This is a genomic window from Chryseobacterium sp. MEBOG06 (assembly GCF_021869765.1).
Lineage (GTDB): Bacteria > Bacteroidota > Bacteroidia > Flavobacteriales > Weeksellaceae > Chryseobacterium.
On record NZ_CP084580.1, the window covers coordinates 576,457 to 599,661 of the forward strand.

General features: G+C 35.5%; 25 protein-coding genes and 1 tRNA gene. 18 read left to right on the plus strand and 8 right to left on the minus strand.

The genetic code is table 11. The annotated features are described in order from the left end of the window. Positions 1-45: 45 nt before the first annotated feature. The gene (locus LF887_RS02640; RefSeq protein WP_236857276.1) at positions 46-2,727 is read left to right on the plus strand and encodes a DEAD/DEAH box helicase family protein; all 2,682 of its coding nucleotides are present in this window, start codon (positions 46-48) and stop codon (positions 2,725-2,727) included. A gap of 85 nt (positions 2,728-2,812) precedes the next feature. Here the strand turns inward: LF887_RS02640 and LF887_RS02645 are convergent, their stop codons facing one another. Continuing rightward, positions 2,813-3,634, minus strand: coding sequence for a T9SS type A sorting domain-containing protein (locus LF887_RS02645; RefSeq protein WP_236857278.1), 822 nt, complete (start codon positions 3,632-3,634; stop codon positions 2,813-2,815). A 37-nt stretch (positions 3,635-3,671) separates the two neighbouring features. Next, positions 3,672-4,220: a phage tail protein gene (locus tag LF887_RS02650; RefSeq protein ID WP_236857279.1), complete on the minus strand. Its 549-nt coding sequence runs from the start codon at positions 4,218-4,220 to the stop codon at positions 3,672-3,674. A 259-nt stretch (positions 4,221-4,479) separates the two neighbouring features. On the opposite strand from LF887_RS02650, the gene LF887_RS02655 reads away from it, so the two are divergent. The 9 genes from LF887_RS02655 to LF887_RS02695 all read left to right on the plus strand — a co-directional run bounded on the left by LF887_RS02655 (position 4,480) and on the right by LF887_RS02695 (position 10,966). Next, on the plus strand, positions 4,480-5,244 hold the full coding sequence (locus LF887_RS02655) for an enoyl-CoA hydratase/isomerase family protein (RefSeq protein ID WP_236857280.1): 765 nt from the start codon (positions 4,480-4,482) through the stop codon (positions 5,242-5,244). 196 nt (positions 5,245-5,440) lie between these two features. Beyond that, on the plus strand, positions 5,441-6,058 hold the full coding sequence (locus LF887_RS02660; RefSeq protein ID WP_236857281.1) for a hypothetical protein: 618 nt from the start codon (positions 5,441-5,443) through the stop codon (positions 6,056-6,058). Between the two features lie 273 nt (positions 6,059-6,331). After that, entirely contained in the window at positions 6,332-6,622 is a 291-nt protein-coding gene (locus tag LF887_RS02665) for a winged helix-turn-helix domain-containing protein (RefSeq protein ID WP_236857282.1), read from the plus strand. Between the two features lie 60 nt (positions 6,623-6,682). After that, positions 6,683-7,522, plus strand: coding sequence for a metallophosphoesterase (locus LF887_RS02670; protein WP_236857283.1), 840 nt, complete (start codon positions 6,683-6,685; stop codon positions 7,520-7,522). A 29-nt stretch (positions 7,523-7,551) separates the two neighbouring features. Further along, complete coding sequence (locus tag LF887_RS02675; protein WP_236857284.1) at positions 7,552-7,821, plus strand: hypothetical protein; 270 nt, start codon at positions 7,552-7,554, stop codon at positions 7,819-7,821. Positions 7,822-7,829: 8 nt separating this feature from the next. Continuing rightward, positions 7,830-8,315: a ubiquinone biosynthesis protein COQ4 gene (locus LF887_RS02680; protein ID WP_236857285.1), complete on the plus strand. Its 486-nt coding sequence runs from the start codon at positions 7,830-7,832 to the stop codon at positions 8,313-8,315. A 50-nt stretch (positions 8,316-8,365) separates the two neighbouring features. Next, on the plus strand, positions 8,366-9,736 hold the full coding sequence (locus LF887_RS02685) for a DUF4153 domain-containing protein (RefSeq protein ID WP_236857287.1): 1,371 nt from the start codon (positions 8,366-8,368) through the stop codon (positions 9,734-9,736). A gap of 117 nt (positions 9,737-9,853) precedes the next feature. Next, on the plus strand, positions 9,854-10,393 hold the full coding sequence (locus tag LF887_RS02690) for a hypothetical protein (protein WP_236857288.1): 540 nt from the start codon (positions 9,854-9,856) through the stop codon (positions 10,391-10,393). A gap of 60 nt (positions 10,394-10,453) precedes the next feature. Further along, positions 10,454-10,966: a hypothetical protein gene (locus LF887_RS02695; RefSeq protein ID WP_236857289.1), complete on the plus strand. Its 513-nt coding sequence runs from the start codon at positions 10,454-10,456 to the stop codon at positions 10,964-10,966. Positions 10,967-11,020: 54 nt separating this feature from the next. On the opposite strand, the gene LF887_RS02700 is transcribed toward LF887_RS02695, so the two are convergent. The 4 genes from LF887_RS02700 to LF887_RS02715 form a co-directional block, all read right to left on the minus strand. Next, positions 11,021-12,679: a S8 family peptidase gene (locus LF887_RS02700; protein ID WP_236857290.1), complete on the minus strand. Its 1,659-nt coding sequence runs from the start codon at positions 12,677-12,679 to the stop codon at positions 11,021-11,023. Between the two features lie 189 nt (positions 12,680-12,868). After that, complete coding sequence (locus LF887_RS02705; protein ID WP_236857291.1) at positions 12,869-13,456, minus strand: hypothetical protein; 588 nt, start codon at positions 13,454-13,456, stop codon at positions 12,869-12,871. Positions 13,457-13,463: 7 nt separating this feature from the next. Continuing rightward, positions 13,464-13,913: a D-aminoacyl-tRNA deacylase gene (dtd, locus tag LF887_RS02710; RefSeq protein WP_236857292.1), complete on the minus strand. Its 450-nt coding sequence runs from the start codon at positions 13,911-13,913 to the stop codon at positions 13,464-13,466. Positions 13,914-13,921: 8 nt separating this feature from the next. Next, positions 13,922-14,377, minus strand: coding sequence for a hypothetical protein (locus LF887_RS02715; RefSeq protein ID WP_236857293.1), 456 nt, complete (start codon positions 14,375-14,377; stop codon positions 13,922-13,924). 109 nt (positions 14,378-14,486) lie between these two features. Between LF887_RS02715 and greA the strand changes: the two genes are divergently transcribed. The 7 genes from greA to LF887_RS02750 all read left to right on the plus strand — a co-directional run bounded on the left by greA (position 14,487) and on the right by LF887_RS02750 (position 20,365). Continuing rightward, complete coding sequence (greA, locus tag LF887_RS02720) at positions 14,487-14,957, plus strand: transcription elongation factor GreA (protein WP_236857294.1); 471 nt, start codon at positions 14,487-14,489, stop codon at positions 14,955-14,957. A 55-nt stretch (positions 14,958-15,012) separates the two neighbouring features. Next, a complete protein-coding gene (locus LF887_RS02725; RefSeq protein WP_236857295.1) occupies positions 15,013-15,402 on the plus strand; it encodes an HIT family protein in 390 nt (129 codons plus the stop codon). A gap of 59 nt (positions 15,403-15,461) precedes the next feature. Then, entirely contained in the window at positions 15,462-16,649 is a 1,188-nt protein-coding gene (gene clpX, locus LF887_RS02730; protein ID WP_236857296.1) for an ATP-dependent Clp protease ATP-binding subunit ClpX, read from the plus strand. Positions 16,650-16,723: 74 nt separating this feature from the next. After that, positions 16,724-18,676, plus strand: a complete 1,953-nt coding sequence (locus LF887_RS02735; RefSeq protein ID WP_236857297.1) for a T9SS type A sorting domain-containing protein — start codon at positions 16,724-16,726, stop codon at positions 18,674-18,676. Positions 18,677-18,681: 5 nt separating this feature from the next. Continuing rightward, positions 18,682-18,894 (plus strand): signal peptidase, encoded by a 213-nt coding sequence (locus LF887_RS02740; protein WP_236857298.1) that lies wholly within the window; start codon positions 18,682-18,684, stop codon positions 18,892-18,894. A gap of 61 nt (positions 18,895-18,955) precedes the next feature. Continuing rightward, the gene (locus LF887_RS02745) at positions 18,956-20,248 is read left to right on the plus strand and encodes a TlpA family protein disulfide reductase (RefSeq protein WP_236857299.1); all 1,293 of its coding nucleotides are present in this window, start codon (positions 18,956-18,958) and stop codon (positions 20,246-20,248) included. Between the two features lie 43 nt (positions 20,249-20,291). Beyond that, positions 20,292-20,365, plus strand: a tRNA-Met gene (locus tag LF887_RS02750). 120 nt (positions 20,366-20,485) lie between these two features. On the opposite strand, the gene LF887_RS02755 is transcribed toward LF887_RS02750, so the two are convergent. Then, positions 20,486-20,755 carry a transposase gene (locus LF887_RS02755; protein WP_317207803.1) on the minus strand — a complete coding sequence of 90 codons (270 nt, stop codon included), beginning with the start codon at positions 20,753-20,755 and terminating at the stop codon, positions 20,486-20,488. Positions 20,756-21,214: 459 nt separating this feature from the next. On the opposite strand from LF887_RS02755, the gene LF887_RS02760 reads away from it, so the two are divergent. Further along, positions 21,215-21,856 (plus strand): ankyrin repeat domain-containing protein, encoded by a 642-nt coding sequence (locus tag LF887_RS02760; RefSeq protein WP_236857301.1) that lies wholly within the window; start codon positions 21,215-21,217, stop codon positions 21,854-21,856. Between the two features lie 174 nt (positions 21,857-22,030). On the opposite strand, the gene LF887_RS02765 is transcribed toward LF887_RS02760, so the two are convergent. Next, positions 22,031-22,864, minus strand: coding sequence for a GLPGLI family protein (locus LF887_RS02765; protein WP_262912506.1), 834 nt, complete (start codon positions 22,862-22,864; stop codon positions 22,031-22,033). Positions 22,865-23,205: the final 341 nt, after the last annotated feature.

Sequence of the window (23,205 nt, forward strand, 5' to 3'; positions counted from 1 at the left end):
ACCTCTTCTATTATTAATCATCAGGTTTTTTATTAAATTGAGCTTATGAATGTTTTTCCCGAAAACACTACTTTCAAATACAGCTGGCGGACCTATCAGAAGAAATTTCTGGATAATCTTAATGAATATCTTGTCGATAATCATCTGCATGTTTCAGCCCCTCCAGGCTCCGGGAAAACAGTTCTGGGATTGGAAATGATGCTGAGACTCGGTAAACCCACTCTAATTGTTACCCCAACATTGGCAATTAAAAATCAATGGATTCAAAGGTTTTGCGAACTTTTTCTAAACACAGAAGCCGTTCCGGACTGGATTTCTTCCGATATTAGAAAACCAGGAATCATTACAGTTACAACCTATCAGGGTATTCATTCTGCTTCTCATGCAGACGAAGAAGAAAGCACAGAAGGGAAATCTTCTAAAATTCCGTTTTCTGAAATTATAAAAAAATTACAGAAACAAAAGTTAGGAACTCTTATCCTCGACGAGGCCCATCATTTGAAAAATGCCTGGTGGAGAAGCTTAATGGAATTGAAAAATATAATCAATCCTACCGTTGTAGCACTTACAGCAACACCACCTTTTGATGTTTCCGGAGCAGAATGGCAAAAATATATTCAGCTGAACGGTCCTATTGATGCTGAAATATCCGTTCCTGAACTGATGATGGAAGGAGATCTCTGTCCTCATCAGGATTTAGTTTACTTTACCTTGCCATCGCAGGAAGAACAGAAAAAAATTGAATATTACCATAGTCAGGCATCTGAATTTTTTGAAGAAATAAAAAATGATAATCAACTTCTAAGTGCTATCGGGCAGCATCAGACTTACCTGAATCCCATGGAACATTTAGACTGGATCTATGAAAATATGTCTTCATATACCTCAGGATTGGTTTATCTTAATTTCAGAGGAAAGGAGATTCCGGATATTCATTTCAAAATCATTGGAGACGAGCAAAAATATATCCCTGAATTTGATTTCTTCTGGATGGAAGAACTCCTTGACTTTTATCTGCTGGTAGATGAAGTTAACTTTAAAGATTATGAAGAGCATCGTACAGATCTTGGTAATAGATTAAAAAGACAAGGCTTTCTTGAACAGAAAACGGTTAGTTTTTTTAACAGTAAAAGTCTAAATCAGATTCTGAATTCCAGCATTGGTAAACTTCAGGGAATAAAAGAAATTGCAGATTTTGAGTTTTCAGTTCTCAAAGAAGAGCTCAGAATGGTGATACTTACCGATTTTATAAAAAAAGAATACCTGGACAATGAAACACAGAATAATCTTACTCTTGATAAAATAGGAGCTGTACCCATTTTTGAAAAACTAAGAAGAGAAAACTCTCAAAATAAAAAAATTGGCGTTCTTACAGGAAGTGTGGTTATTATTCCTGCCAGTACAAAAGAAGTTTTTGATCAGTTTTGTGCCAGGCAAAACATACATGAAATATCCTTTACTTCTCTCGTTTATGATCAGGATTACCTTATCATCAGTCTTTCGGAACAGATAAAACATACTATCGTACATATCATCACCGAAATTTTCCAAAGTGGGGGAATTCAGATATTGATTGGAACGAAATCTTTGCTGGGGGAAGGTTGGGATGCTCCAAAAATGAATGCGCTGATCCTTGCCAGTTTTGTAAGTTCTTTTGTTCTTTCCAACCAGATGAGAGGAAGAGTGATCAGAACAGATAAAGATAATATTCATAAAACAGGCAATATATGGCATCTCGTATGTTTTGATTCCCAGGATGTGGATGGAGGTCAGGATCTGAATATGATGAAAAGAAGATTCAAAACTTTTGTCGGGATTTCCAATAGAGACAATCCTACCATTGAGAATAACTTCGAAAGATTGAATATCAAAATCATAGAGAATAATGATAGAGTTCCGGAAATAAATCGAGCCTCTTTCATTCTGGCAAAAGATAGAAATTATCTTATTAAAAGATGGAAGACCGCCTTGAATAAGGGAAATGTCTTAGTAGAGGAAATAAAAGTTCCGGTAGAGAATATGGCTGCAATGAATGGGATGAGAATAGATTATCTGGGGAAGATGACAGGGAATTTTGCCAAAGTGATCGTAGCTTCTGTCATTTTATTTTGGCAGGATGTTTTATTAGGCCTGCTAAGAAACATACAGTCCATCAGTTCTATTAAAAACTTTTCTCTCTTTGCCTCGCTGTTTGGAGCCGCGGGCTTTTTGGTGTACGGTGGAAAACTCTACCGATCCGTAAAACAATACCTCAGATGTAAAGATTCTGCTAAGCAGATTGATTCATTAGCAGAAGTTGTTTTATCCTGTTTAATTGATGAAAAAATCATTCGTACATCCACTGAAAAATTAAAAATTGTAAGCTCCTCCGATAAAACCAAAAGTGCATTTTGCTATTTGGAAGGAGGCAGCCAGTATGAAAACTCCCAGTTTATTCAGACCTTACAGGAATTAGTTTCTCAAATAGACAATCCCAGATATTTACTCAGGCAGAAGCGGAAATTTTTCTTCTGGAAGAAAGAAGTCTATTATCCCGTACCTGAGATCTTTGCGAAAAATAAAAAAAGTGCTGAATTCTTTAAAAAATCCTGGGATAAAATAATAGGAAAATCTGATTTGCTTTTTACAAGAACGGTTGATGGGCGCAAAATTTTACTCGCACTCCGATTCCAGGCTATATTAAAGAGAAACGGACGAATAGAACATCTCCACAAATGGACCCGGTAAAAGAACAAAATCCCTTCGCAAGAAGGGATTTGTCATTTATGAATTAAAGTCTTTAAAGGGGAACAAAGTCGGCTGTTTTCTGATCTTAGTTTTTAATAACTTTAGTCGATTCACTACCTGTTTTGAGATAATAGACTCCTTTTGGCAGCTCTGAAATATTAATTTCGTTAATACCTTTCTGCGTTTCAATACTTTTCAGCAGTTTACCTTCCGGGCTATACACTTCCGTGGTGGAGCCTTTTTCTGTTTTGATGGTAAGAGGCCCATTAGTAGGATTAGGATAAATACTGAATTGTTTCTGAGCAGTTTTCGCTTCAGAAGTTCCTAGTACCATATTACTATCCTTTACCCATGTGAAAGCATCTAGTCCTAAATAATAATAATTCCCCCCAAGGGTTAATTGCAGCTCATCAATAATGATGTTCGAGTAATTTTGCCCGTTCAGGTTAGTCAGATCAATCAGAGTATATCCATTGGTAGCCCCTAAAGTGGTAGAAAAACCTGTTGTTTTTGTTTGCGTGAATTTTGTAATTCCACTCAGTTTTCCTGTTATAGTAAGGGTTCCTGTTACAGCAGGGTTTGAAAACTTATTGGCTACATACACCCAAAAACGGTTTACTTTATACAAATTAGAAGTCGTCTTTATACTGAAAGAAGCATTATCCTGACCCACACTTGCGGAATTGTCTATGTACCTGTTATCATTGCCTGTACCACTCCATCCGGTATTAGGAAATATTCCTATCACAAAATTTGTAGTATGTGAAATGATATTAAAGGTTACTCCATTGTCAGTAAAGTTAGTGCTTCCTTGAGATTCCGTTTCAAAAGTCTCCGTACTGGTCTGCCCAAATGAAAAAATTGAAATGAGCAGACTACAGATTATTAAAAAAGTAGTGCTTTTCATAATTGTTGTTTTAAATATTAGGTTACTATATATAATATTAACTTCTTGGAGGGTAAATACCTTCAACACAGATAATATAGTTCAAGCCAAGATATGGAGGCATGTTGTTCACTGGAAGATTTTGTCCTACAAATGCTACAGATTTTGAATTGATCACCGTATCTGGATCATCATCTACGAAACTTGGTACAGGATCAAAAAGTCTTCCGTTTGGAATTCCTGAAATCGCAAAAGTTGAAGCTGCAGTAGGCGTTGCAACATTGGCATTTTGATTTTTGACTTTCAGTTGAAATCCGGCTCCTACACTTGGAAGATTTGAAGCTAAAAGGGTAGTTTGAGTAGTCCCTGCTGCTACTCCCAGAGGGTAATTCTCACTAGAACTTACGCTTCCTGCTCCTATTGCCATTCTTCCTTTAAGATTAGGAAGGGCAAATGTATCTATACCGTTTCCACCATAAGTAGTTCCTAAAATTGAAAATAAAGCTGAATTGCTTGAAATTCTTAATAAGCTTCCGTCGCAGAACAACCATCCTCTTGGAGCAAAATTTCCTGCAAATAATTTAACAATTCCAATGTACTCGTCCATAGTAAAATAGTTTTTTAGTTGAAATTTCCCTACTCTGTTTTCCGGCTTTTCGGATACCGCCTTTATTGTTTTGATTTGGTAAGCCAAAGGAACAATTAATACCAAAGCGACAGTAGCGTAGAAAATACCAAATTAAAGACTGCGTATTTCTACGTAATAAAGATGAAAAAGAAGTTGTTTAAAGAGGTATTTTTTAATCTTTAAGTTTCTCTGAACGAGCTGTATTTCGTAATTTTGTAAGAATCCAATAAAAATTAAAATGAGCGAATTTGTAGCATCAGAAATTAAAAATAATATTGCCGAAATCACATTCGGAACCCCTAAAAGTAATTCTCTTCCGGGAGTCATTTTAGAAAAGCTGGCTCAGACTATTCTTGAAGAAGGAGCAAAAGGTGAGGTAAAGGCCATTCTGGTAAAAAGTGAAGGTGAAAAAGCATTCTGTGCGGGAGCTAGTTTTGACGAGCTTTTAGCGATTGATGAACTGCAGGCTTCCACTCAGTTTTTCGGAGGTTTTGCCAAAGTCTTAAACGCAATGAGAAACTGTGGAAAGATTGTAGTAGTAAGAGTTCAGGGAAAAACAACAGGTGGGGGAGTAGGAATTGCGTGTGGAGCTGATTATTGCTTTGCCACTAAAGATTCAGCTTTGGCGCTTACGGAAATTAATCTGGGAATAGGACCTTTTGTAATTGGCCCTTACGTTGAAAGAAAAATTGGAAAATCACAGTTTTCTGCAATGGCTATAGATGCTGATTTCAGATCAGCAGAATGGGCTGAACAGCATAATGTTTACCATTCCGTTTCAGACAATATTCAGGAAATGGATGAGAAACTGGAGAAATTCTTACAGACATTGGCGTCAAGAAGCAGTGATGCATTAGCGTTAATCAAAAAAGTATCATGGGAGGGTACCGATCACTTTAATGAACTGATGCCCGCCAGAATTCATATGAGTGCAAGCCTTATTCTGAAAGATTCAGCTAAGAAAAATATAGAATCTATCAAAGAAAGACTGAGAGCGAAGTAACTTTTCGGTTTAATAAAAATAGGGAGCCGTTGATTCATTCAGCGGCTTTTTTACTGATGAAAATGAAGCCCTTTTGCTGTGAATCAGATGTAGATACTCACTATTATCCGTTGATTGCATTTAAAATGAGATATTTTAAAAAAAATATTTTGCAGATTCATAAAAATTAATAACTTTGTAATTCAAAGTTCTTTTTATGGATTCAAAAAACTATCACGAAGACTTATCTCATATCCGTTCCATGATGGAACGTTCTTCAAGGTTTATTTCATTGAGTGGGCTATCAGGTGTTTGTGCAGGATTAGCTGCAATTATTGGCGCTGTATATGTATACTTCGTTTTTCAAAGAGAAGGGATCAGCTATTTTGATGGCGACAGAAATATTCTTGGTCCGGCTTTAGTGAAAGAACTGGTCCTGATTGGGGCAATCATTTTGGTTGTTGCAGTTCTCAGCGGATATATTTTCACTGCCAATAAAAGCAAAAAGAAAGGTTTGAAGATATGGGATGCAACCACTAAACGACTTTTGGTTACCTTTGCAGTGCCTTTGGTGGCAGGAGGGTTCTTTTGCCTGGGACTTCTTTATCACCATCTATTTGTATTCATACCATCAGCCACACTTATTTTCTATGGATTGGCATTAGTGAGTGCGGAGCGGTATACGTTACCAGATGTAAAATACCTGGGATACTTAGAGATTATTTTAGGACTGTTTTCTTTATTCTTTTTGGGTTGGGGATTAGTTTTCTGGGCCGTTGGTTTTGGGGTTCTGCATATCGTCTATGGATTGATTATGCATAAGAAATATCAATAATAGGAATAAACTTTGTAATGCTTATCCATTTGTACGATTGCTGTCTTTCATTATCAGCGGAAGAGCAACTTATATATAGAAACAAATTTTGTTTTTTTGGATTTTAGAAAAACATTTCAGATAGTATAAATAAAGATTCCGGAAAAGAAGACAAGATTTTTAATTCTTATTTTTGCACCTCTTTTTCAGATGAGGAAAAGGAGTGACAGAGTAAGAAAATTTTAGAGACCATTATTGAGTGACGGGTTTCAGAATAAATAAGATAAAATTAAAATGATCAAAATCAGCCAACTTAATAAAGAATTCGAAAGCCGTGTAAGACTGGGTATTATGTCCGTTCTGATGGTCAACGACTGGGTTGATTTTTCTGAAATGAAAACATTGCTGGAAATTACGGACGGTAATCTTGCAAGTCATAGTAATGCATTGGAAAAAGTAGGTTATATTGAGGTGAAAAAAGAATTTGTAGGGAAGAAGCCAAGAACATCTTACCGTGTTACCCAGAGCGGTAGACAGGCTTTTACAGATCATCTGGATGCTCTTGAAAAATTATTGGGCCGGTAGTCCTATATTTTTTTGAAATTTTACTTTGTAATTCAAAGTTCTTTGTTTTAAAATAAAAATATGAATAGAAAAACATTTTTAAAAAGGATATTTCAGCTCTCTGTTATCGGAGCCTTTCCAGCATTGTATTCATGGCAGATAGAACCATTCTGGCTTGAATTTGTAGAAAAAAAGCTTCCGGTTAAAAACCTTCCTGAAAATTTATCAGGAAAAAAGTTGATGCAGATTTCAGATTTACACGTAGGAAAACGTTTTGATTGGAATTTTCTTATTGATTCTTTTCAGAAAGCAAAAAAATATAATCCTGATTTTGTAGTGTACACGGGTGACTTTGTCAATCATGGAAATGCTGAGGAAAGAAATGATCTTCGAACAGTGATGGAACACGCTGTTATGGGAAGGCTGGGAACATTTGCAATTCTGGGAAATCATGATTATGGAATCAAATGGAAAGAGTTCGATGTAGCCGCAAGTATAAGTGATACGCTTGAAAACTTTGGGATCACTATGTTGAAAAATGATCAGAAAGAAAGTCATGGATTAAATTTTATAGGCTTCGAAGATCTTTGGTCTCCCAATTTTAATCCTCAAAAAGTAATGGAAAGGTATGACGCCTCTAAAGCCAATATCATTCTTTGCCACAATCCGGACGCCTGTGACCTGGATATCTGGAATGGTTATCAGGGCTGGATTCTGAGTGGGCATACACACGGTGGACAATGTAGAATCCCCGGTGTCATTACGCCGCTCCTCCCTGTGAAAAATCGAAAATATATATCCGGAGAAATCGACCTTGAAGACGGAAGAATGCTTTACATCAATCGTGCTATAGGACACTCTTTTCAGATCAGATTTATGGTCCGCCCGGAAATTACTGTTTTTACCTTAACTCAAGCTTAAATAAAATGAAAGATCACGAAATAATATATATGAGTAAATGCATATTCGGAATGTTCTTTTTATTGGGAAGCATCTGTCTGGCAGGAGCATTGATAACAAAATTAAGTTCATTTGCAATAGGAGGTTACTTATTGCTCATTTTCGGAACCTTAGTAAACGTAATTACGATACTATGGTTATTGATTTACGGTCTGATATACAGACCAAGGCTCAGTGCCTGCCTCAAAGCGGTTGGAATCCTTATGATTAATATCCCCATAGCTGTTATTTATGCATTGATAGGACTTAACCTTAATTAAAATACATAATGAAAAAAATACGCGTTCAGTTTCTGCTTTTTGTGTATGATGGAACTCAAAAATTATACAGAAAATATTTTAAAAAGAAAAAAAGACAGTGGCAGTTCAATGAAAAACAGCTGCTGGAATTTCAGGAAGACTCTTTGGGAAGAAAGCTCGGGGAATTTTACAGGAAACATGGATTTTCTATGATCCCAAAAATGGAAAATCACGACGTACATCATCTGATCACCGGTTGCGGAACCAACTTCGAAGATGAAATTGCTATGCAGTATCTCCTTCTTGGAAATGGAAAACTCAATGCCCATCTTCTGGCAGCAATCGTTTTAGGAACAGTTATCCTGCCTGAATATGCGAAAATTTATATCAAAGCTTATAGAAAGGGACAAAGCATGAGACCTTTTTATCACTTAAACTTTGAAGAACTGCTGTGGCAGAATTTTGACCATGTGATAGACTTTATTCAACAAAAAGAATCAGTGGTTCTTTATTGAATTGAAACTAAATAGGATACGAAACTTAATCTTTTAAATATTCAAATATCATGAAAACACATCACTATATATTTCTTACAGCCTTTTTATTTGTCCTTCTCTTTTATAACGAGGAGGTAGGGCTGAACCTTGGAATTCTGGGAATCATCTATGCAGTAGGAACCCTTTTTAAAACACCCGAAAAAAATAAAACCAGAACATTATATGTCCTTTTTGGAACAAGCATTCTTTCCAGTATTGCTTTTGCATGGTATGGAGATTTATCATCTTTACTTGCTGTGACTACCTCGCTTCTTTTGCTTGCTTATAAAGCAAAGAATAAGAAAATGAAGATCCTTCTTCTGCCTCCGGTTTTTATTTTAAACAGCTGTACTTCATTATTCCGTTTTTTTAGTTTTGATGAGTGGCTTCCCAAAAGAAATGCGTCGGGGATATGGCAGAAAACACTGGCTTTTATTTTGATTCCGTTTGTACTGGTAGCCATTTTCTTTGGAATTTATTCCGCAGGGAGTGATCATTTTGCAGCTCTTTTTACAGACTATGAACTGGATATCAATCTGTGGCAGGTGCTCTGTCTTTCTGTTTTAGGATTCTTTATTGCCTTTAATTATTGGAACTATGTGGTGGAAAGGATCATCTACAAAAACAATCGTGTTTTGGATAATGATTTTCAGAGAGATTCCCAAATTCCCAAGGCTACTTATTCTTTTCTTGATCTTAATTCTGAAAGGATGAGCGGGGTAGTTTCCCTCCTTTGCCTGAATATTCTGCTCATCTTTTTCATTATTACCTATAATTACGAACAGTTTTATGAAGTTTCCAAAACATCGGTACAGCTTTCCGAAGAAACCCATGAGAGGGTGAATGCCGTGATTATGTCTATTATAATGGCCATTTTAGTGATCATGTTTTACTTTAAATCGGGTTTTAATTTTGATCCGAAGGCAGGCTTGCTGAAGATATTAGCAAAAGTATGGATCTTCTTGAATGCAGTTCTTGTATTATCAGCAGCAGTGAAAAATTATGAATATATCGTCCATTATGCTTTTACCTATAAAAGGCTTGGCGTTTTTGCCTTTCTGCTTTTGTCAATGATAGGTTTGATTTTAACCTTTATTAAAATTCAAAAGAAAAAAAAGAATGCTTTCCTGTTCAACACTATGGCCTGGTATTTTTATGGGGTAATTCTGGTTTGTAGCTCTATCAATTGGGGAGGCTTTATCACTTCCCGGAATATGAAACGGAAAGATTTTTCAGTTAACTTTCATTTTACTTCTATTAATTTCAGTGAAAAAGGTTTATTGAAATATGCAGAAGAGAAAAATAACCAGAAGCTTAAGAAAGATTTACACGATAAAATTAAGATAGAAAGATCCAGAACATTTCTTTCAAAAATTCTTTATTACGAAACTATTAAATAATACAATAGCAATGTAAAGAAAGCCGGAAAAGGAAGGTCATCAGATAAATTTGGAACAATTTTAGCATTTGATAGAGCCAACAGAATGATACGTTTTACATTCTAAAAATTAATTGTTATGAAAAAGTGCCTATTGTTAATTCCTTTGATTATTGTTTCATGTAAAAAAGAACCTGCCGTAACCACCACTTCAGATAAAGATTCCACCATAGTCACAGAAATGCCGGATTCCGTTTATAAAAGAGATTCTGTAGCGTTGAGAAAAAAGGATTCAATTATTAACAACGCTCCGGCTACTAAAGAAGTTTTGCGTAAAGGGGTAATGAGAAGCGACAAAGAAGGGCAGATCATAAGAACTGCTGATGCCTCTCAGCTTCCTTTTACATTGGGCGAGGAATTTAAAAGTGATGGTCAGGAACTGATTTTGAAACTTACTCATTATGATAAGCCTAGTATTAAAGCAAAAATTTCAACGAACGAGAAAGACTTTAATATTCGTTTCAATCAGATCAAACTTCCTAATGGAGACTATGACGGACCTTTCAGCAGAGATATTACTTATGAAACTCCCGGAAAAGGTGAAGTATGGCTTATTATAGGTAAAAGTAATATGGCTTCGGGAAATACAAAAGGACACTTTACTGTAAGTGTAGAATAAGATAAATTCAATTTGGTATAATTTCTGCAAACTATACCTTGAAGTTTAAAATTTAAAATTATGAAAAATATATTTCTAACAGCAATGGCCGCCTCAGCTGTACTTGTAAGTTGCGGAACTGTACAGTCGCTGGTTCAGAATACCTTTCCATATACAACGAATGTTTTAGTTTCTACAGGTGTACCTGCAGATAAAGAAGTTTCTTCCACGGCTACTGCTACCAATGTACAGACATGGTTCGGAGGAAACAATAATGCAAAGATTAAAGATGTAAGAATTTCTGACGCTAAAATTTCTGTAGCATCCCCTTCAGGAGGTAATCTGAATGCATTTAAAACTGTAAAAATATACGTTTCATCCAATGGAACGGGAGAAAGACTTATAGCATCACGTTCTAATATATCTACCAATTCTTCCAGCTTAAATCTGGATCTTAATGATACAGGATTTCTGGATGAGATTGTGAAAAGTTCAGGATTAACCGTGAGAACTGTTTATGAACTGAAGAATCAAACCTCTTCAGATATGAACATTAAAGTGGCACTTAATTTCAGCAGCGTTCCTGCGAAATAATTTATAAAAACTTGTGAAAAAAAGCCTTTCAGAAACTCTGAAAGGCTTTTTTGATTATATTTTCGTGAATTTCTCCACGACTCTTCTTGCTCCGTCATTGATGTTGATGATATACTGGCCTGTCGGCAGTTTTGAAATATCAATTTTTTCATCAGATGAGACTGAACCTTTAATAACACTTCGACCCTGAAGGTTGACCACTTCAAAATCAAGCTTTTTATCTTCATTGCTTTGAATTGCGATAAAGCTGGTTGTAGGATTAGGATAAATCTTAACATCTAATTCCCGCAGAGTCTTCACGGGGGTTGCGAATTTACTTTCCAATTGCAGAATAGCATTTTTCACATTAGGCAGCGGTCCTATTTTTTGATTGGCAACAGTACCGCCCTGAGGTATTCCTGTAGAAATCAAAAGATTTTTCATCGCTGTTGGAGTCAGATATTGGCCTGTACTCTGGCGATAGAAAGACTGAATCAATATTGCAGCAGAAGCTACCGTAGGAGTTGCAGAACTGGTTCCACTGAAGTAATTATACGTTCTGTTGTCATCATTATCATATTTTTGATAAGAACCATAACCTGCGGCCATCACACTGCTTCCCCATCCCTGTACATCCACTCTGTTTCCAAAGGTGCTGAAGCTTAGCTTAGAATGGGTAGTATTGGGAGATCCTGCCCCTACAATGATAGCACCACTGTTTCCTCTTGCATTATAAGCAGCATAGAATGGATCATCAAGGTTTTGATTTCCGTTGCCTGCAGCTGCAATGATAATGATTCCAGAATCAGTAGCCGCTTTGGTAAGATCCCAGATCACCTTATCATATTCTGCAGGGCAATATTCTCCATTTTTTCCACCTGTCTGCATTTCATACAGAATAATATCGCCAGCCTGAGAAGCATTGATGGATCGGCTTACTGCAGAAGCTCTGTTATAACCTACAGTAGTCCATTCCATATATCCCTTTATCTCAGAAGCATTATAGGCTGCTCCGGTCAGTCCGATATTGTCTTTTACTGACCCTAAAATACTTACCACAGCAGTTCCGTGATCACGGTAATTATTACCCGATAGCCCTGAATTGGGAGAATATCCCGGCTCCAGCTGTATAGAATTTTGATTGGCCAGCATTTCATGCGTTTTGTAGAAACCATATTCTACATCACGAACACGAATGTTTTGACCCGTGATTCCCCTTGACCATGCATATTTGGCGTTTATTCCCGGGTTGTCATTCAGATAAGTCTGCAGATTCTCCAAATCAGGGGTGACAATAAATGTATTGACCAATGGAGGTTCAATAGGAGTACTGCTCATCACTGATACATATTCTATTTCAGGAAATCTTTCAAGAACCTCAATGATTTTTTGAGTCGATTCCTGATTTTGAATCGGCAGATCTGCTTTATATATCCTTTTCAGCTTTTCTACAGATTCCCCCGAATTGCCAATTGCTCTGCTGCTTCTGGCCATTTCATCCAGTTTGCTGCCGGTGAAATCGAGATCGTATGTAAATGAAATTTTGTTTTCTCTTGTAAATCTTTCCAGGTCAGCGTTTTTTTTGAATGCTGCTTTTTCCGAATTGATTCCTTTTGAAAAACACACATAAAATGTACCGTTAAGGTCATTAGCTCTTTTAGAATGGTGGTCCTGCCCAAAAGAAAAGCTGGAACACAATACAGAGAAGGCAAGAAAATGAATTTTTGTTTTCATATTATTTTGTTAAATGGTTGTGAATGTAGTTTGGTTGATATCAAAAATAACAATAAAAAGAAAACAAATCACATTTTTGTGAGTTTAAGCGAAAAATATTTATATATAAAAACAAGCCTCATGGGATTAATCCTATGAGGCCTGCAAATGTTATATTGTATTAATATGGATATAATGAAAGAAATGACTTTAATAATCATCAAACCAGTTCATTCTGTTCTTTTGATAAATTACTTTCTTTTTATTCATGATCTGGTATTCAATACCGATGCTGTCGTTGTTGATATTGATCAGTTTTGCTCCCTGAACAGGTAGTTCTTTTTCGTTAATATGTGAAGAGGATTGTATTTGCTCTATAATATCTAAATAGGGAGTTCTGGAAATCTGTTTTTCAAAAATTCCTTCCTTTTTATAAATAGTAATCATTGGGTTAGACATTACACCGGGGCGTCCTCTTTCCATTCTGTAAGTATCATCCAGTGTAATATGCTGGTCGCATCCAGTAGTGGAGAAATACAGAACCATACCGAAAAAAGGAATCATCATGGGTAAAATGCTAAGAATGGTTCCTGATAACAATATACCAAAGTATATTTTTGCTCCTTTCTTCTTCCAGAACCTAATAATGATAAAAACAGTCATGGCCAGCCAAAGCCAGTTAATTACTTTATCCATATAATATCCGGAAAAGCTGTAGTTGTTAAAACTTAAAACTACTCCAAAAAGGAAAATCAAAGTCAGCGCCAGATAAGTAATAACAATATTCTTATTCTTCATCTCTTTATTAGCTTTTGGTTATTGAATCCATGACAATGGTGACAGGTCCGTCATTGATCAGGGATACTTTCATATCGGCTCCGAAAATTCCACTTTCAGTTTTTAAGCCGGACTTTGCTATTTCTTCCTTGAAATAATCAAAAAGAGGAACTGCCTTATCGGGTTTTGCCGCTTTTATAAAGGAGGGACGATTTCCTTTTTTATAATCAGCAATTAACGTAAACTGGCTGATGCATAGGATTTCTCCGGCAATATCTTTTACCGAAAGATTGAGTTTATTATCTTCATCTCCAAAAATTCTGAGATTTAAAACTTTCTGTACCAGCCAGTCTGCATCTGTTTTTTCATCGTTTTCATCAATTCCCACCAGAAGCATTAATCCTTTTCCGATTTTACCTACAGTTGTTCCGTCCACTTTTACGCTGGCTTCAGAAACTCTTTGTATAACAGTCTTCATGTTTTATTCTAATAGTAAATATTTAATGTTTTACCTGCCGCATCATAGTTATATGGATAGGTTTTCGGGGGAAGAGAAGTCTTAGAGCCTGATTCAGGCTGTCCTGTAGTTAATATCCAACGTGTATTATCCTTAGGACACAGAACAGAAATATTATCTTTTACCTCAAGAGTAGTGTTGTTATCCGGGCATATATGAGGAGCATTCCGGTCATACACTTTGAATCCGGTTCCTGTACGGACAACGATCAGACCTCTTGTTCCGGACTGTTGCTCATTCACGTAAATCCAGCCGTTGATATTGTTCAGAGGATAATAGGCGGGAAGGTTCAGATTGAGAGTTACATTAATAGGATTGTTTGGAAAGCAGCTCACAGTATCTTCTCTGCTCCCGCATGAATATATGATTAAATTACTGAAAATCAATAAGGTAAAAATAGATAAGATTGAAAAAGTTTTTTTCATTTCAATTTAAATTTTTATATATTTGTAAAAATTAAACGATTACAACACGAAAACATTGTCCGGCAAATGTCGGATTATTTTTTTATACCAAAACTAAATTTTGAAAATTATGGCAAGCTATGTAACAAAGGAGGGCCTTGAGAAAATGAAAGCTGAGCTGGAACAGTTGGAAACTGTAGAGAGACCAAAAATTACTCAGCAGATCGCAGAAGCAAGAGACAAAGGAGATTTGTCTGAAAATGCAGAGTATGATGCGGCTAAAGAGGCTCAGGGAATGCTTGAAATGAGAATTTCTAAGCTAAAAGATGTTATTTCTACTTCTAAAATTATAGACGAAAGCCAATTAGATACTTCAAAAGTTTCTATCTTAACGACAGTGAAACTTAAAAACAATGCTACCAAGCAAGAACAGGTATTTACATTGGTACCGGATAACGAAAGTGACCTTAAAACAGGAAGGATTTCTGTAAACACTCCTATTGCAAAAGGTCTGTTAGGAAAAGTGATTGGCGAGATTGCTGAAATTACTTTGCCAAACGGGAACAAACTTTCTTTCGAAGTATTAGACATCTCTCTATAGTCTGATACTCTTTTTATTTCTAACTTCTAATATTTAACCTCTAACTTCTACTAAAATGAGCACTATATTCACTAAAATCATCAATGGCGAAATTCCCTCGTATACAATTGCTGAAGATGAAAATTTTATCGCATTTTTAGATGCAATGCCTTTGGTGAAAGGACATACCTTAGTAGTTCCCAAAAAAGAAGTGGATTTGATTTTTGATCTTGAAAGTGAAGAATACAAAAACCTTTGGGGATTTGCCCAAGAGGTTGCCAGGAAGATCAAAACTGCAATTCCATGTGTACGAGTAGGAGTAGCGGTAGTGGGATTAGAAGTCCCTCATGCTCATATCCATTTGATCCCTTTAAACAAAGTGGAAGAGATGAACTTCAGAAATGAAAGACTAAAATTAACGAACGAAGAATATACAGAGATTCAAAACTCAATCATTAATTCTTAAAAACTAGAAAATCGTAAAAAAGAAATTTTTTACGATTTTCTTTAACATATATTATTAGTATGAACTCAAACCAATGTTCTTTCTGCGGTAGAAAAAGAAATGAAGTACAGATGCTGATTTCTGGGCAGAATGGTTTTATTTGTGAAAATTGTATAGAGCAGGCTCACGCAATCGTGAAAGACGGAGCTTCCAAAACGGAACATTCTCCTGCAAGTAATATGGCTGAACTTAAAAAGCCAAAAGAAATTAAAGTATTTCTTGATCAGTATGTGATCGGACAGGATCAGGCCAAAAAGCAGCTTTCAATTGCTGTTTATAACCATTACAAGAGATTAATGCATGCTCAGGATGAAAACAGAGAAGTAGAGCTTGAAAAGTCAAATATCATTATGATAGGAGAGACGGGAACAGGAAAAACACTGTTGGCCAAAACCATCGCTAGAGAACTTAATGTACCTTTCTGTATTGTGGATGCTACTATCTTAACAGAAGCAGGATACGTAGGGGAAGATGTTGAAAGTATCCTGTCAAGACTATTAATGGTAGCTGACTATGATGTGGAAAAAGCAGAAAAAGGAATCGTTTTCATCGATGAGATTGATAAGATTGCAAGAAAATCAGATAACCCAAGTATTACAAGAGATGTTTCCGGAGAAGGAGTACAGCAGGGGCTGCTGAAACTTTTGGAAGGTAGTATTGTAAATGTTCCGCCACAGGGAGGGAGAAAACACCCTGACCAGAAATATATTCAGGTAAATACGCAGAACATCTTATTTATTGCCGGAGGAGCGTTTGACGGAATCAAGGAAATCATCGAAAGAAGGATGAATAAGCAGGCAATTGGTTTCAGCTCTGAAAAAATAAATAAAACCGATGACGACGAATATGTATTAACAAATATTAATGCAACTGACCTTCGTTCTTTCGGATTAATTCCGGAACTTTTAGGAAGATTTCCAATCATTACGTACCTGGATAAACTGACAAAAGAGACGTTGGTAAGAATTATGAAAGAACCTAAAAATTCCATCGTCAATCAGTTTGTGGAACTTTTCAAAATGGATGGCGCAGATCTGGTAATTACAGATGGTGCAATTGAAAGAATTGTAGAAGAAACTATTGAAAAAGGATTAGGTGCCAGAGGGCTGAGAGGTACCACAGAAAAAGTTTTAGAAGACTATATGTTTTCTATTGGAGAGGAGCAAGAAATCGTATTAACAGAACATAATATTTTGATTAATAGATAAATTATTTTTTTTTTTTGAAAAAAAATAATACCTTTGCGGGTGAAGATTGTATTAACACACAAATAATTTATACAATGAGAAAAAGTTTATTTGCTATAGGTCTTTTAGCAATTAGTTACTCTGTTCAGGCGCAGATACTATGTCATGTTGACACTAATGCTAATATGTATGTGAGCGAAGGCACCCTAGTTTATAGTGGTGGAGGTGTACAGACAAAAGGTAATGGCCTTTTGGACGTACATGGAAATATCATGGTTGTAGGATCTGCTACTGATGGTTTTAAAACAATAGACGGTACCGGTAATAATAAAACCGACGGCGGAAATATTATTTTAAGACTCAATACTCCTGCTTCCTTTGCTACTTCCACGTACGGACAGCTTTACATCGATGGATTATCCCAGTCCAATATTACCGGTATTGTAAGTAAAGAATACAGAACTACCAGCCAGGGTAGTGGTAATTATTTTCAACAGGTAGCTTTGCCTTTTTCAGGTAAGGCCCTTAGTACGTTATCTACAGAGTTAGGTAAAACATTTGACACCGGAAGATACAGTAATCCGGTTCTGAAGTGGGACAATACGAACGCCGTTTCCAGGCATTTTACAAGCTTAGCATCCACTACCACTGACGGGTCAGGGTATTATATGCTGAAAGTTTCTAATAATGACTGGAATCCAAGCACACCTGCTACAGGGACTGTTTTTACAGTTAATGGTATGCCATATGCTCCGCTTGCCGGTGTTGTTACATTGCAAAATGCAGCAGCAGGTTTGAATTTCGGAGTTAATGGTAACGGAACTAACTCTTATGGAGAGACCTACAATACCTACCTTGATGATTCCTTCGAATTTACTTTAAGCCCGTGGGCGGGAACATTTGGTAAGAATTTTTATCAATTCGGGAACCCATTCCTCACTAATATCGATTTATCTAATATAGGATATACTGAGAGTGTTACCGGATCAGATGGAAATGCAGTGAAAAACATCTGGGGTATTGAATATGACCCAGGTACAATTCATACGCTTTCAAATGGAACTACTTATGCTACAGGCTCAAGGGTAGTTACCTTTTTACCTACAGGAGATGGAGTTGCTCCGGCTGTAGGGGATGTGGATTTAGTTGTAATGAAGCCAATGCAGTCATTTAAAATGAAGTTGAGAGACAATTCTGCACAGACTTTAAACTTTAATACACTGAGAAGATTCAAACAAACTGCAAGAGCAGCGGGTGTTAACTATGATGTAACAGCAGCCAGAAGCAGTAATAAGATCTCAGAAAGAGGGACTGTAAAACAGCTTGGAGTAATAGGTCTTGATCCTAATGGAAATGAAATTTCGAGAACCTATTATGTTGTTTCTCCATCATTCACAACAGGACACCAGATTTCTGCAGCAACCACAGTTCAGGCTTCAGCCGGTAAAAATATCATCGGTACTTTTGAAGAATCACTGAATGGTGGTTATGATGATAACAATACTAACTACTGGTTATATATCAACGAAGCTAATGAAGATAATTTCAAAGGTAAAAATGTTAAATTGGTAAATTATTACCAGGATAAAGTAACATCTTATAAATTTGAGATTAGAGAGAATGCAGAATTAATCCCTGTTGGAGCTCACCAGTTATCTTCAGGAATTGGTTTTTATTATAGAGCTGAAAATGGAAGCTTAATAGAAGCTAAGCAAGGGGAAACAGTTCCTGTAACTAACGAAGAAGCTAATTTATATTACGGAGAACCTAGTAATATTACTTTAGCGGTGAATAATAAAGCAAACCCTTCTAGAACACTTGTAGTATACAATCCTGCTATTACAAATTATATTGTAAGATTTGATCCAAAATGGAAAAAAGCAGATATTGAAGTTTATGATATGAGCGGTAAACTGGTCATCTCTAAAAAAGCGGTTAATACATCTAGTGATTTTGTAATTGAGCTTGATGGCTCTCTTAAAAACTCTTACATTGTAAAAATCGTTTCTGATAAAGGAGAAACTGTTAATACTAAAATCTTAAAATAAGCAACATGAAAACTATAAATAAATTAGTAGCGGTTCTTTTCCTTTTCACTATATTTCTAGCTCACGCAGCTCCACCTATTCCAGGAGGAACCGGAAATGGTGGAAACGGTACCGGAGCACCCGCTTCACCAATCGATATGTATGTATATGTGCTAGTTATCGTAGCAATTGGATTGATTGCTTACTTTACTAAAAAGTACAAAAACGTAAAAGCATAAAATTTTATTAAAATAATATTAAACTCTCTGATTAGTCAGAGAGTTTTTTTATTTTTACCTTATGAAAAAGATTTATATGCTATCTGCGGTTTTAACCGCCTTTGCACTGCAAGCACAATTTACAGTTAATGTACAGGCTTCGGCAGATTTTAAAGATCAGGATGCTATTCTATATACATTAAACGGCTCAAAAGATATTATTGTTACTAAAGAACAAAGCAAGAATAATACTTGGACGTTTAAATATCCAAATAACTATATGGGAATGATGAAAATCTATTTCCCCGGATCCAATAATACCGTTAGTTTTATTTCTGAAAATAAGAATGTAAGCTTTAAACTGGATATTCAGAATAATAAAATTAAGGATGTTATCTATTTGGATGAAGCCAATGAACTGATGAGTAAACAACAGGAAGGTTCACAGAAGAAAGAACTTATTCTACCTGCTTTAGCACAGATCAAAGAATATTACAAGGATAATACAGACTTTGGAAAAGCACTGAAGATAGAGATTGATAGACTTTCTGGCTCTTCAAGCTCTATTGATCCAGCTCAGCACCCTTTTATTACTTATTACAATACGAATTACAGTAAGTTTTTGGGTAATCAGGCCGATCCTTCCAAAAAAGTAAATCCTGATGAAGTAATCAACTTCCTGGATAAATCTGGTGATATGCTCGAAAGTTCTTCGCTGCTAAGACCTGTATTGGTTGCTTATCTGAACTCTGGAGGGAATACCAATGTTGCTGCTTCAGTAGATAAACTTTTAGACCGTTTGAAAGTAGAGACACCAAGAGGGCAGACTGTTCTGTCAGAACTGATTGATATTTTTGACGTTTACCAGATGGATGAATTTAAAACCAAATATCTGGGGCTTGCCAAAGGACTTAAATGTACCATTAATGACAGACTTGCTTCTACATTAAAATCTAACGCTAATATTGAAATGGGGGCTGTTTTCCCTAATTATAAGTTCCAGTCACCTTCTAATACAACGGCAAAGTCAATTCACGATGTAAAAGCAGATAAAAAGGTAATTATCTTCTGGTCATCTACATGCTCGCACTGTGAAAGTGAACTTCCGAAGCTTTTAGAAAAGTATAACGACCTTAAATCGAAAAATATTCAGGTTATTGCTTTGTCTTTGGATGTGGATAAAGGTTCATATTCTAAAAAAATTACTGCATTTCCCTGGATTAATGATTCAGAATTGAGAGGATGGAACAGTAGTTATGTAGATACATACAATGTTCATGCAACTCCGACGTATTTTATTTTAGATGCTAACAATAAGATAATCAACAAACCAGATCATGTTGGAGATGTTTTAGAATATTTTAAGCTAAAATAATTTTGGTAGTAAATAAATATTTTCTATATTTGCACCACCAAAAGGCGAGGTAGCTCAGTTGGTTAGAGCGCAGGATTCATAACCCTGAGGTCACGGGTTCAATTCCCGTCTTCGCTACAAAAGACCGCAATCAATCGATTGCGGTCTTTCTTTTTTTTGTACCCAACTCTTCTTGCGATTTCTACATTTTAAAAATAAAAAAATGGTATTTCTGGGATCAGGTGCAAAAGTTGGGGGCTAAGCAAAAAGTTTGGTTAATCTGAATAAAAAAAATGTTCTGTCCTTCACCCCTCTGAGCTGTATCCTGAAGTTTTTGATTTTAGCATTTAAAGATTCAGCCGCTGCGTTAGTGCTTCTTTTATCAAAATAATTTAGAATATCTCTGTAATGGTGCATTATGGTCTTCCTTAAGGTGGAAAAAGATCTAAAATCTGCTTCTTCAACCTTTTTAAACCAATGCGCAAGTTTAGTCATAGCCACAGATTTTGTAATAGGCTGATTATAGATCTTTTTTTAACCTAAATGGTAATCCGCTTGCTGCAGAAGCATTGTTTTTCAATTCCGATGATCGAAAGATGTATGATTAGTAAATATATAACATGTTGTCATCTTCTCCAAAGCGGATGCTGAACTACTTATTCCGTTTCGCAGCCACAGCACAGGGCTGAACTTGTTTCTGGATTCGGTACAACTAAAAGAAAAAGCGCTTCACGACACCGTAGCAGGTTTACTGGCAATTGATCCCTCGAAAGCACATTGGGCGGAAGTGATTCCCTATAGAAAAAAGGGCGAATGGGGCTGTCTTGAAGCAAAGGAACATCTGGAGGAACATTCATCATTTAATTGCCACTTATTCCAAATTTAACATATCTTTGGATGATGATGAAACCTTAACCGAATTGCGAATTTATTAAATGTACTGCTGAAGGTAGAGAATGAGCAATTGGGGTTTAAAAAATTAAAATTATGACAAATAACGAAGAAATCATTAGAATCATATTAAATAAAGATATTGATGCTTTAAAAGAATGGATAAATAATGGTGGTGATGCAACGACTTTAATTGGAGATTCTGAATATGCAGAAAGTCTAATAAATTATATCATAGATGAAATTGAAGATGAGGACGGAGAGAATATTTACCTTCAAATGTTGGAAATTGTAATTGAAAATGGTGCTGATGTAAACTATTTTTATGCACCATTTAACGCTCCTGTTTTTCAGGCCGTCTATTTAAAAAGCCAGAAAGTACTGAAGTTGCTTTTAGAAAACGGAGCGAACGTAAATTTGGTAGGAGAAGAGTCAATGACCCCGCTTATTGATTTAGCCTATTACCCAAATATTGAGTTGATGAGATTAGTATTGCCCTATACAAGTGAAGAATTTATCAATAAATCCGGTTCTTCTCACGCGAAAACAGCTTTGGGATTAGCATTTAATCAAGGAGATTTAGAAATGATAGAATTATTACTACAATATAAAGCAGACCCTTATGTAAATGATGGAGAAGGTTATTTAACGATTGAAAATATTCGAAGAGATATAGATGAGGATCTTAAAAAAGAGATTTTTGCTCTTATAGACAAATATAAAACAAAAGAAAAATGAGACACTACCAATGAAGAGTTTTGACATCACTCTTTTCTTTAAACTCTTTCTTTGAAAAAGTTTAAACAGTTTCAATATAAATACTCCTGAATACGTCACAAGTTTTACATCTTGATCTTAAATAGTTCGCAGCTCAATTTTCTTTAAGCGAATTTTAAATACTTTATTTCTGAATTATTTTTTTGGGTAATGAATAACTTTGTTAACTTCAATTGGATTATTTTCTCTTACCATTACTTCTTGTGCCTGTTTCTCAAAGACTTTCAACTGGTCTTTACTTGTAATTTGTGTGCCTCTGTAAAAATACTGTACATCGGGTTGCTTATCAAATTGTAAAGTAAAATCTTTGAATGGCTCATTGAATTTTTCTAACTTTTTTTTCTGAACCATTTGCTCACTGACCTCTAAAGGTTTCGTATCTGCATAGTTTTCTATGAAACCTGTTGTATCATAGATCATATCAAATGACTTTGACTGCAACATGCTATATTTAAATTGACTTTTTGAATCATAAATTTGAAATATTAACCCGGGCAAACCTCTAAACTTATAGGGACCTTCATTAAAAGGAATATCTTTGCAAAACCATGCTGTCCAAAATCTTCCCCCAAAAAATGTAGTGGCTTTTTGTAGAAGATATATATCTGCCATTTTTGTTTCATTGCTTAAATTCCATTTCATTGGATCATCAGTTTGATAGACAAACAAATCATCCAAATTTTCGAAATTTTTATTTTTGAAGGAATTACGCTCCCTTGTGATAATATTTTGGAAGCCCCAGGTTCGAAAGCGGGAATTCTGATTAGCTCTATTGATTGAATCCATTCTAAGAAATATGTTTTCATAAAATTTGACATCCTTTGGATTAATATCCAAGACCATGTTGGTTTTAATGTAATCAGTGGAGGTTGAGTCTATTTTGAATTGTAATTCGTAAATAAAACGATGAGTCTGTGCGGAAGTAAAAAAACAGCTCATCAATAAAATGAGGAATAGTCGGGTTGACATAATGATTATTGGTTTTTAAAGAATATTTTTAAAATAGGAGAAATAGTTATCGCATTTTATACTATATATCAGACTTTTTATATCTCATTATTCTACGATAAAATTATGGAATTTTTCGATACTGGTACTATTTTACCTGACTCGTATTTTCTTTATAATTATAGTTCACGTTAATTTTAAAACTTATACTATCAACCTCATTATCCACAGATTCTTCATCCGTAAAAGTTGTTTTTATAAATATTTTTCCATTGTTCCCGTAGATTGTTTATAAGTGGAATATTAAAGCATATGGATAAATCATTACTAGAAATAAGCTTAAATTAATTTATTTTTTTGCT

Excerpts from the sequence above, each read along its gene's own strand:
- LF887_RS02665 (WP_236857282.1), top strand. The coding sequence starts at position 6,332 with ATGATCAAAATCAGCCAACTTAATAAAGAATTCGAAAGCCGTGTAAGA.
- LF887_RS02655 (WP_236857280.1), top strand. The coding sequence starts at position 4,480 with ATGAGCGAATTTGTAGCATCAGAAATTAAAAATAATATTGCCGAAATC.
- LF887_RS02715 (WP_236857293.1), bottom strand. The coding sequence starts at position 14,377 with ATGAAAAAAACTTTTTCAATCTTATCTATTTTTACCTTATTGATTTTC.
- LF887_RS02650 (WP_236857279.1), bottom strand. The coding sequence starts at position 4,220 with ATGGACGAGTACATTGGAATTGTTAAATTATTTGCAGGAAATTTTGCT.
- dtd (WP_236857292.1), bottom strand. The coding sequence starts at position 13,913 with ATGAAGACTGTTATACAAAGAGTTTCTGAAGCCAGCGTAAAAGTGGAC.
- clpX (WP_236857296.1), top strand. The coding sequence starts at position 15,462 with ATGAACTCAAACCAATGTTCTTTCTGCGGTAGAAAAAGAAATGAAGTA.
- greA (WP_236857294.1), top strand. The coding sequence starts at position 14,487 with ATGGCAAGCTATGTAACAAAGGAGGGCCTTGAGAAAATGAAAGCTGAG.
- LF887_RS02670 (WP_236857283.1), top strand. The coding sequence starts at position 6,683 with ATGAATAGAAAAACATTTTTAAAAAGGATATTTCAGCTCTCTGTTATC.
- LF887_RS02725 (WP_236857295.1), top strand. The coding sequence starts at position 15,013 with ATGAGCACTATATTCACTAAAATCATCAATGGCGAAATTCCCTCGTAT.
- LF887_RS02760 (WP_236857301.1), top strand. The coding sequence starts at position 21,215 with ATGACAAATAACGAAGAAATCATTAGAATCATATTAAATAAAGATATT.
- LF887_RS02645 (WP_236857278.1), bottom strand. The coding sequence starts at position 3,634 with ATGAAAAGCACTACTTTTTTAATAATCTGTAGTCTGCTCATTTCAATT.
- LF887_RS02660 (WP_236857281.1), top strand. The coding sequence starts at position 5,441 with ATGGATTCAAAAAACTATCACGAAGACTTATCTCATATCCGTTCCATG.
- LF887_RS02675 (WP_236857284.1), top strand. The coding sequence starts at position 7,552 with ATGAGTAAATGCATATTCGGAATGTTCTTTTTATTGGGAAGCATCTGT.
- LF887_RS02735 (WP_236857297.1), top strand. The coding sequence starts at position 16,724 with ATGAGAAAAAGTTTATTTGCTATAGGTCTTTTAGCAATTAGTTACTCT.
- LF887_RS02685 (WP_236857287.1), top strand. The coding sequence starts at position 8,366 with ATGAAAACACATCACTATATATTTCTTACAGCCTTTTTATTTGTCCTT.
- LF887_RS02680 (WP_236857285.1), top strand. The coding sequence starts at position 7,830 with ATGAAAAAAATACGCGTTCAGTTTCTGCTTTTTGTGTATGATGGAACT.
- LF887_RS02695 (WP_236857289.1), top strand. The coding sequence starts at position 10,454 with ATGAAAAATATATTTCTAACAGCAATGGCCGCCTCAGCTGTACTTGTA.
- LF887_RS02690 (WP_236857288.1), top strand. The coding sequence starts at position 9,854 with ATGAAAAAGTGCCTATTGTTAATTCCTTTGATTATTGTTTCATGTAAA.
- LF887_RS02700 (WP_236857290.1), bottom strand. The coding sequence starts at position 12,679 with ATGAAAACAAAAATTCATTTTCTTGCCTTCTCTGTATTGTGTTCCAGC.
- LF887_RS02765 (WP_262912506.1), bottom strand. The coding sequence starts at position 22,864 with ATGTCAACCCGACTATTCCTCATTTTATTGATGAGCTGTTTTTTTACT.
- LF887_RS02705 (WP_236857291.1), bottom strand. The coding sequence starts at position 13,456 with ATGAAGAATAAGAATATTGTTATTACTTATCTGGCGCTGACTTTGATT.
- LF887_RS02745 (WP_236857299.1), top strand. The coding sequence starts at position 18,956 with ATGAAAAAGATTTATATGCTATCTGCGGTTTTAACCGCCTTTGCACTG.
- LF887_RS02640 (WP_236857276.1), top strand. The coding sequence starts at position 46 with ATGAATGTTTTTCCCGAAAACACTACTTTCAAATACAGCTGGCGGACC.
- LF887_RS02740 (WP_236857298.1), top strand. The coding sequence starts at position 18,682 with ATGAAAACTATAAATAAATTAGTAGCGGTTCTTTTCCTTTTCACTATA.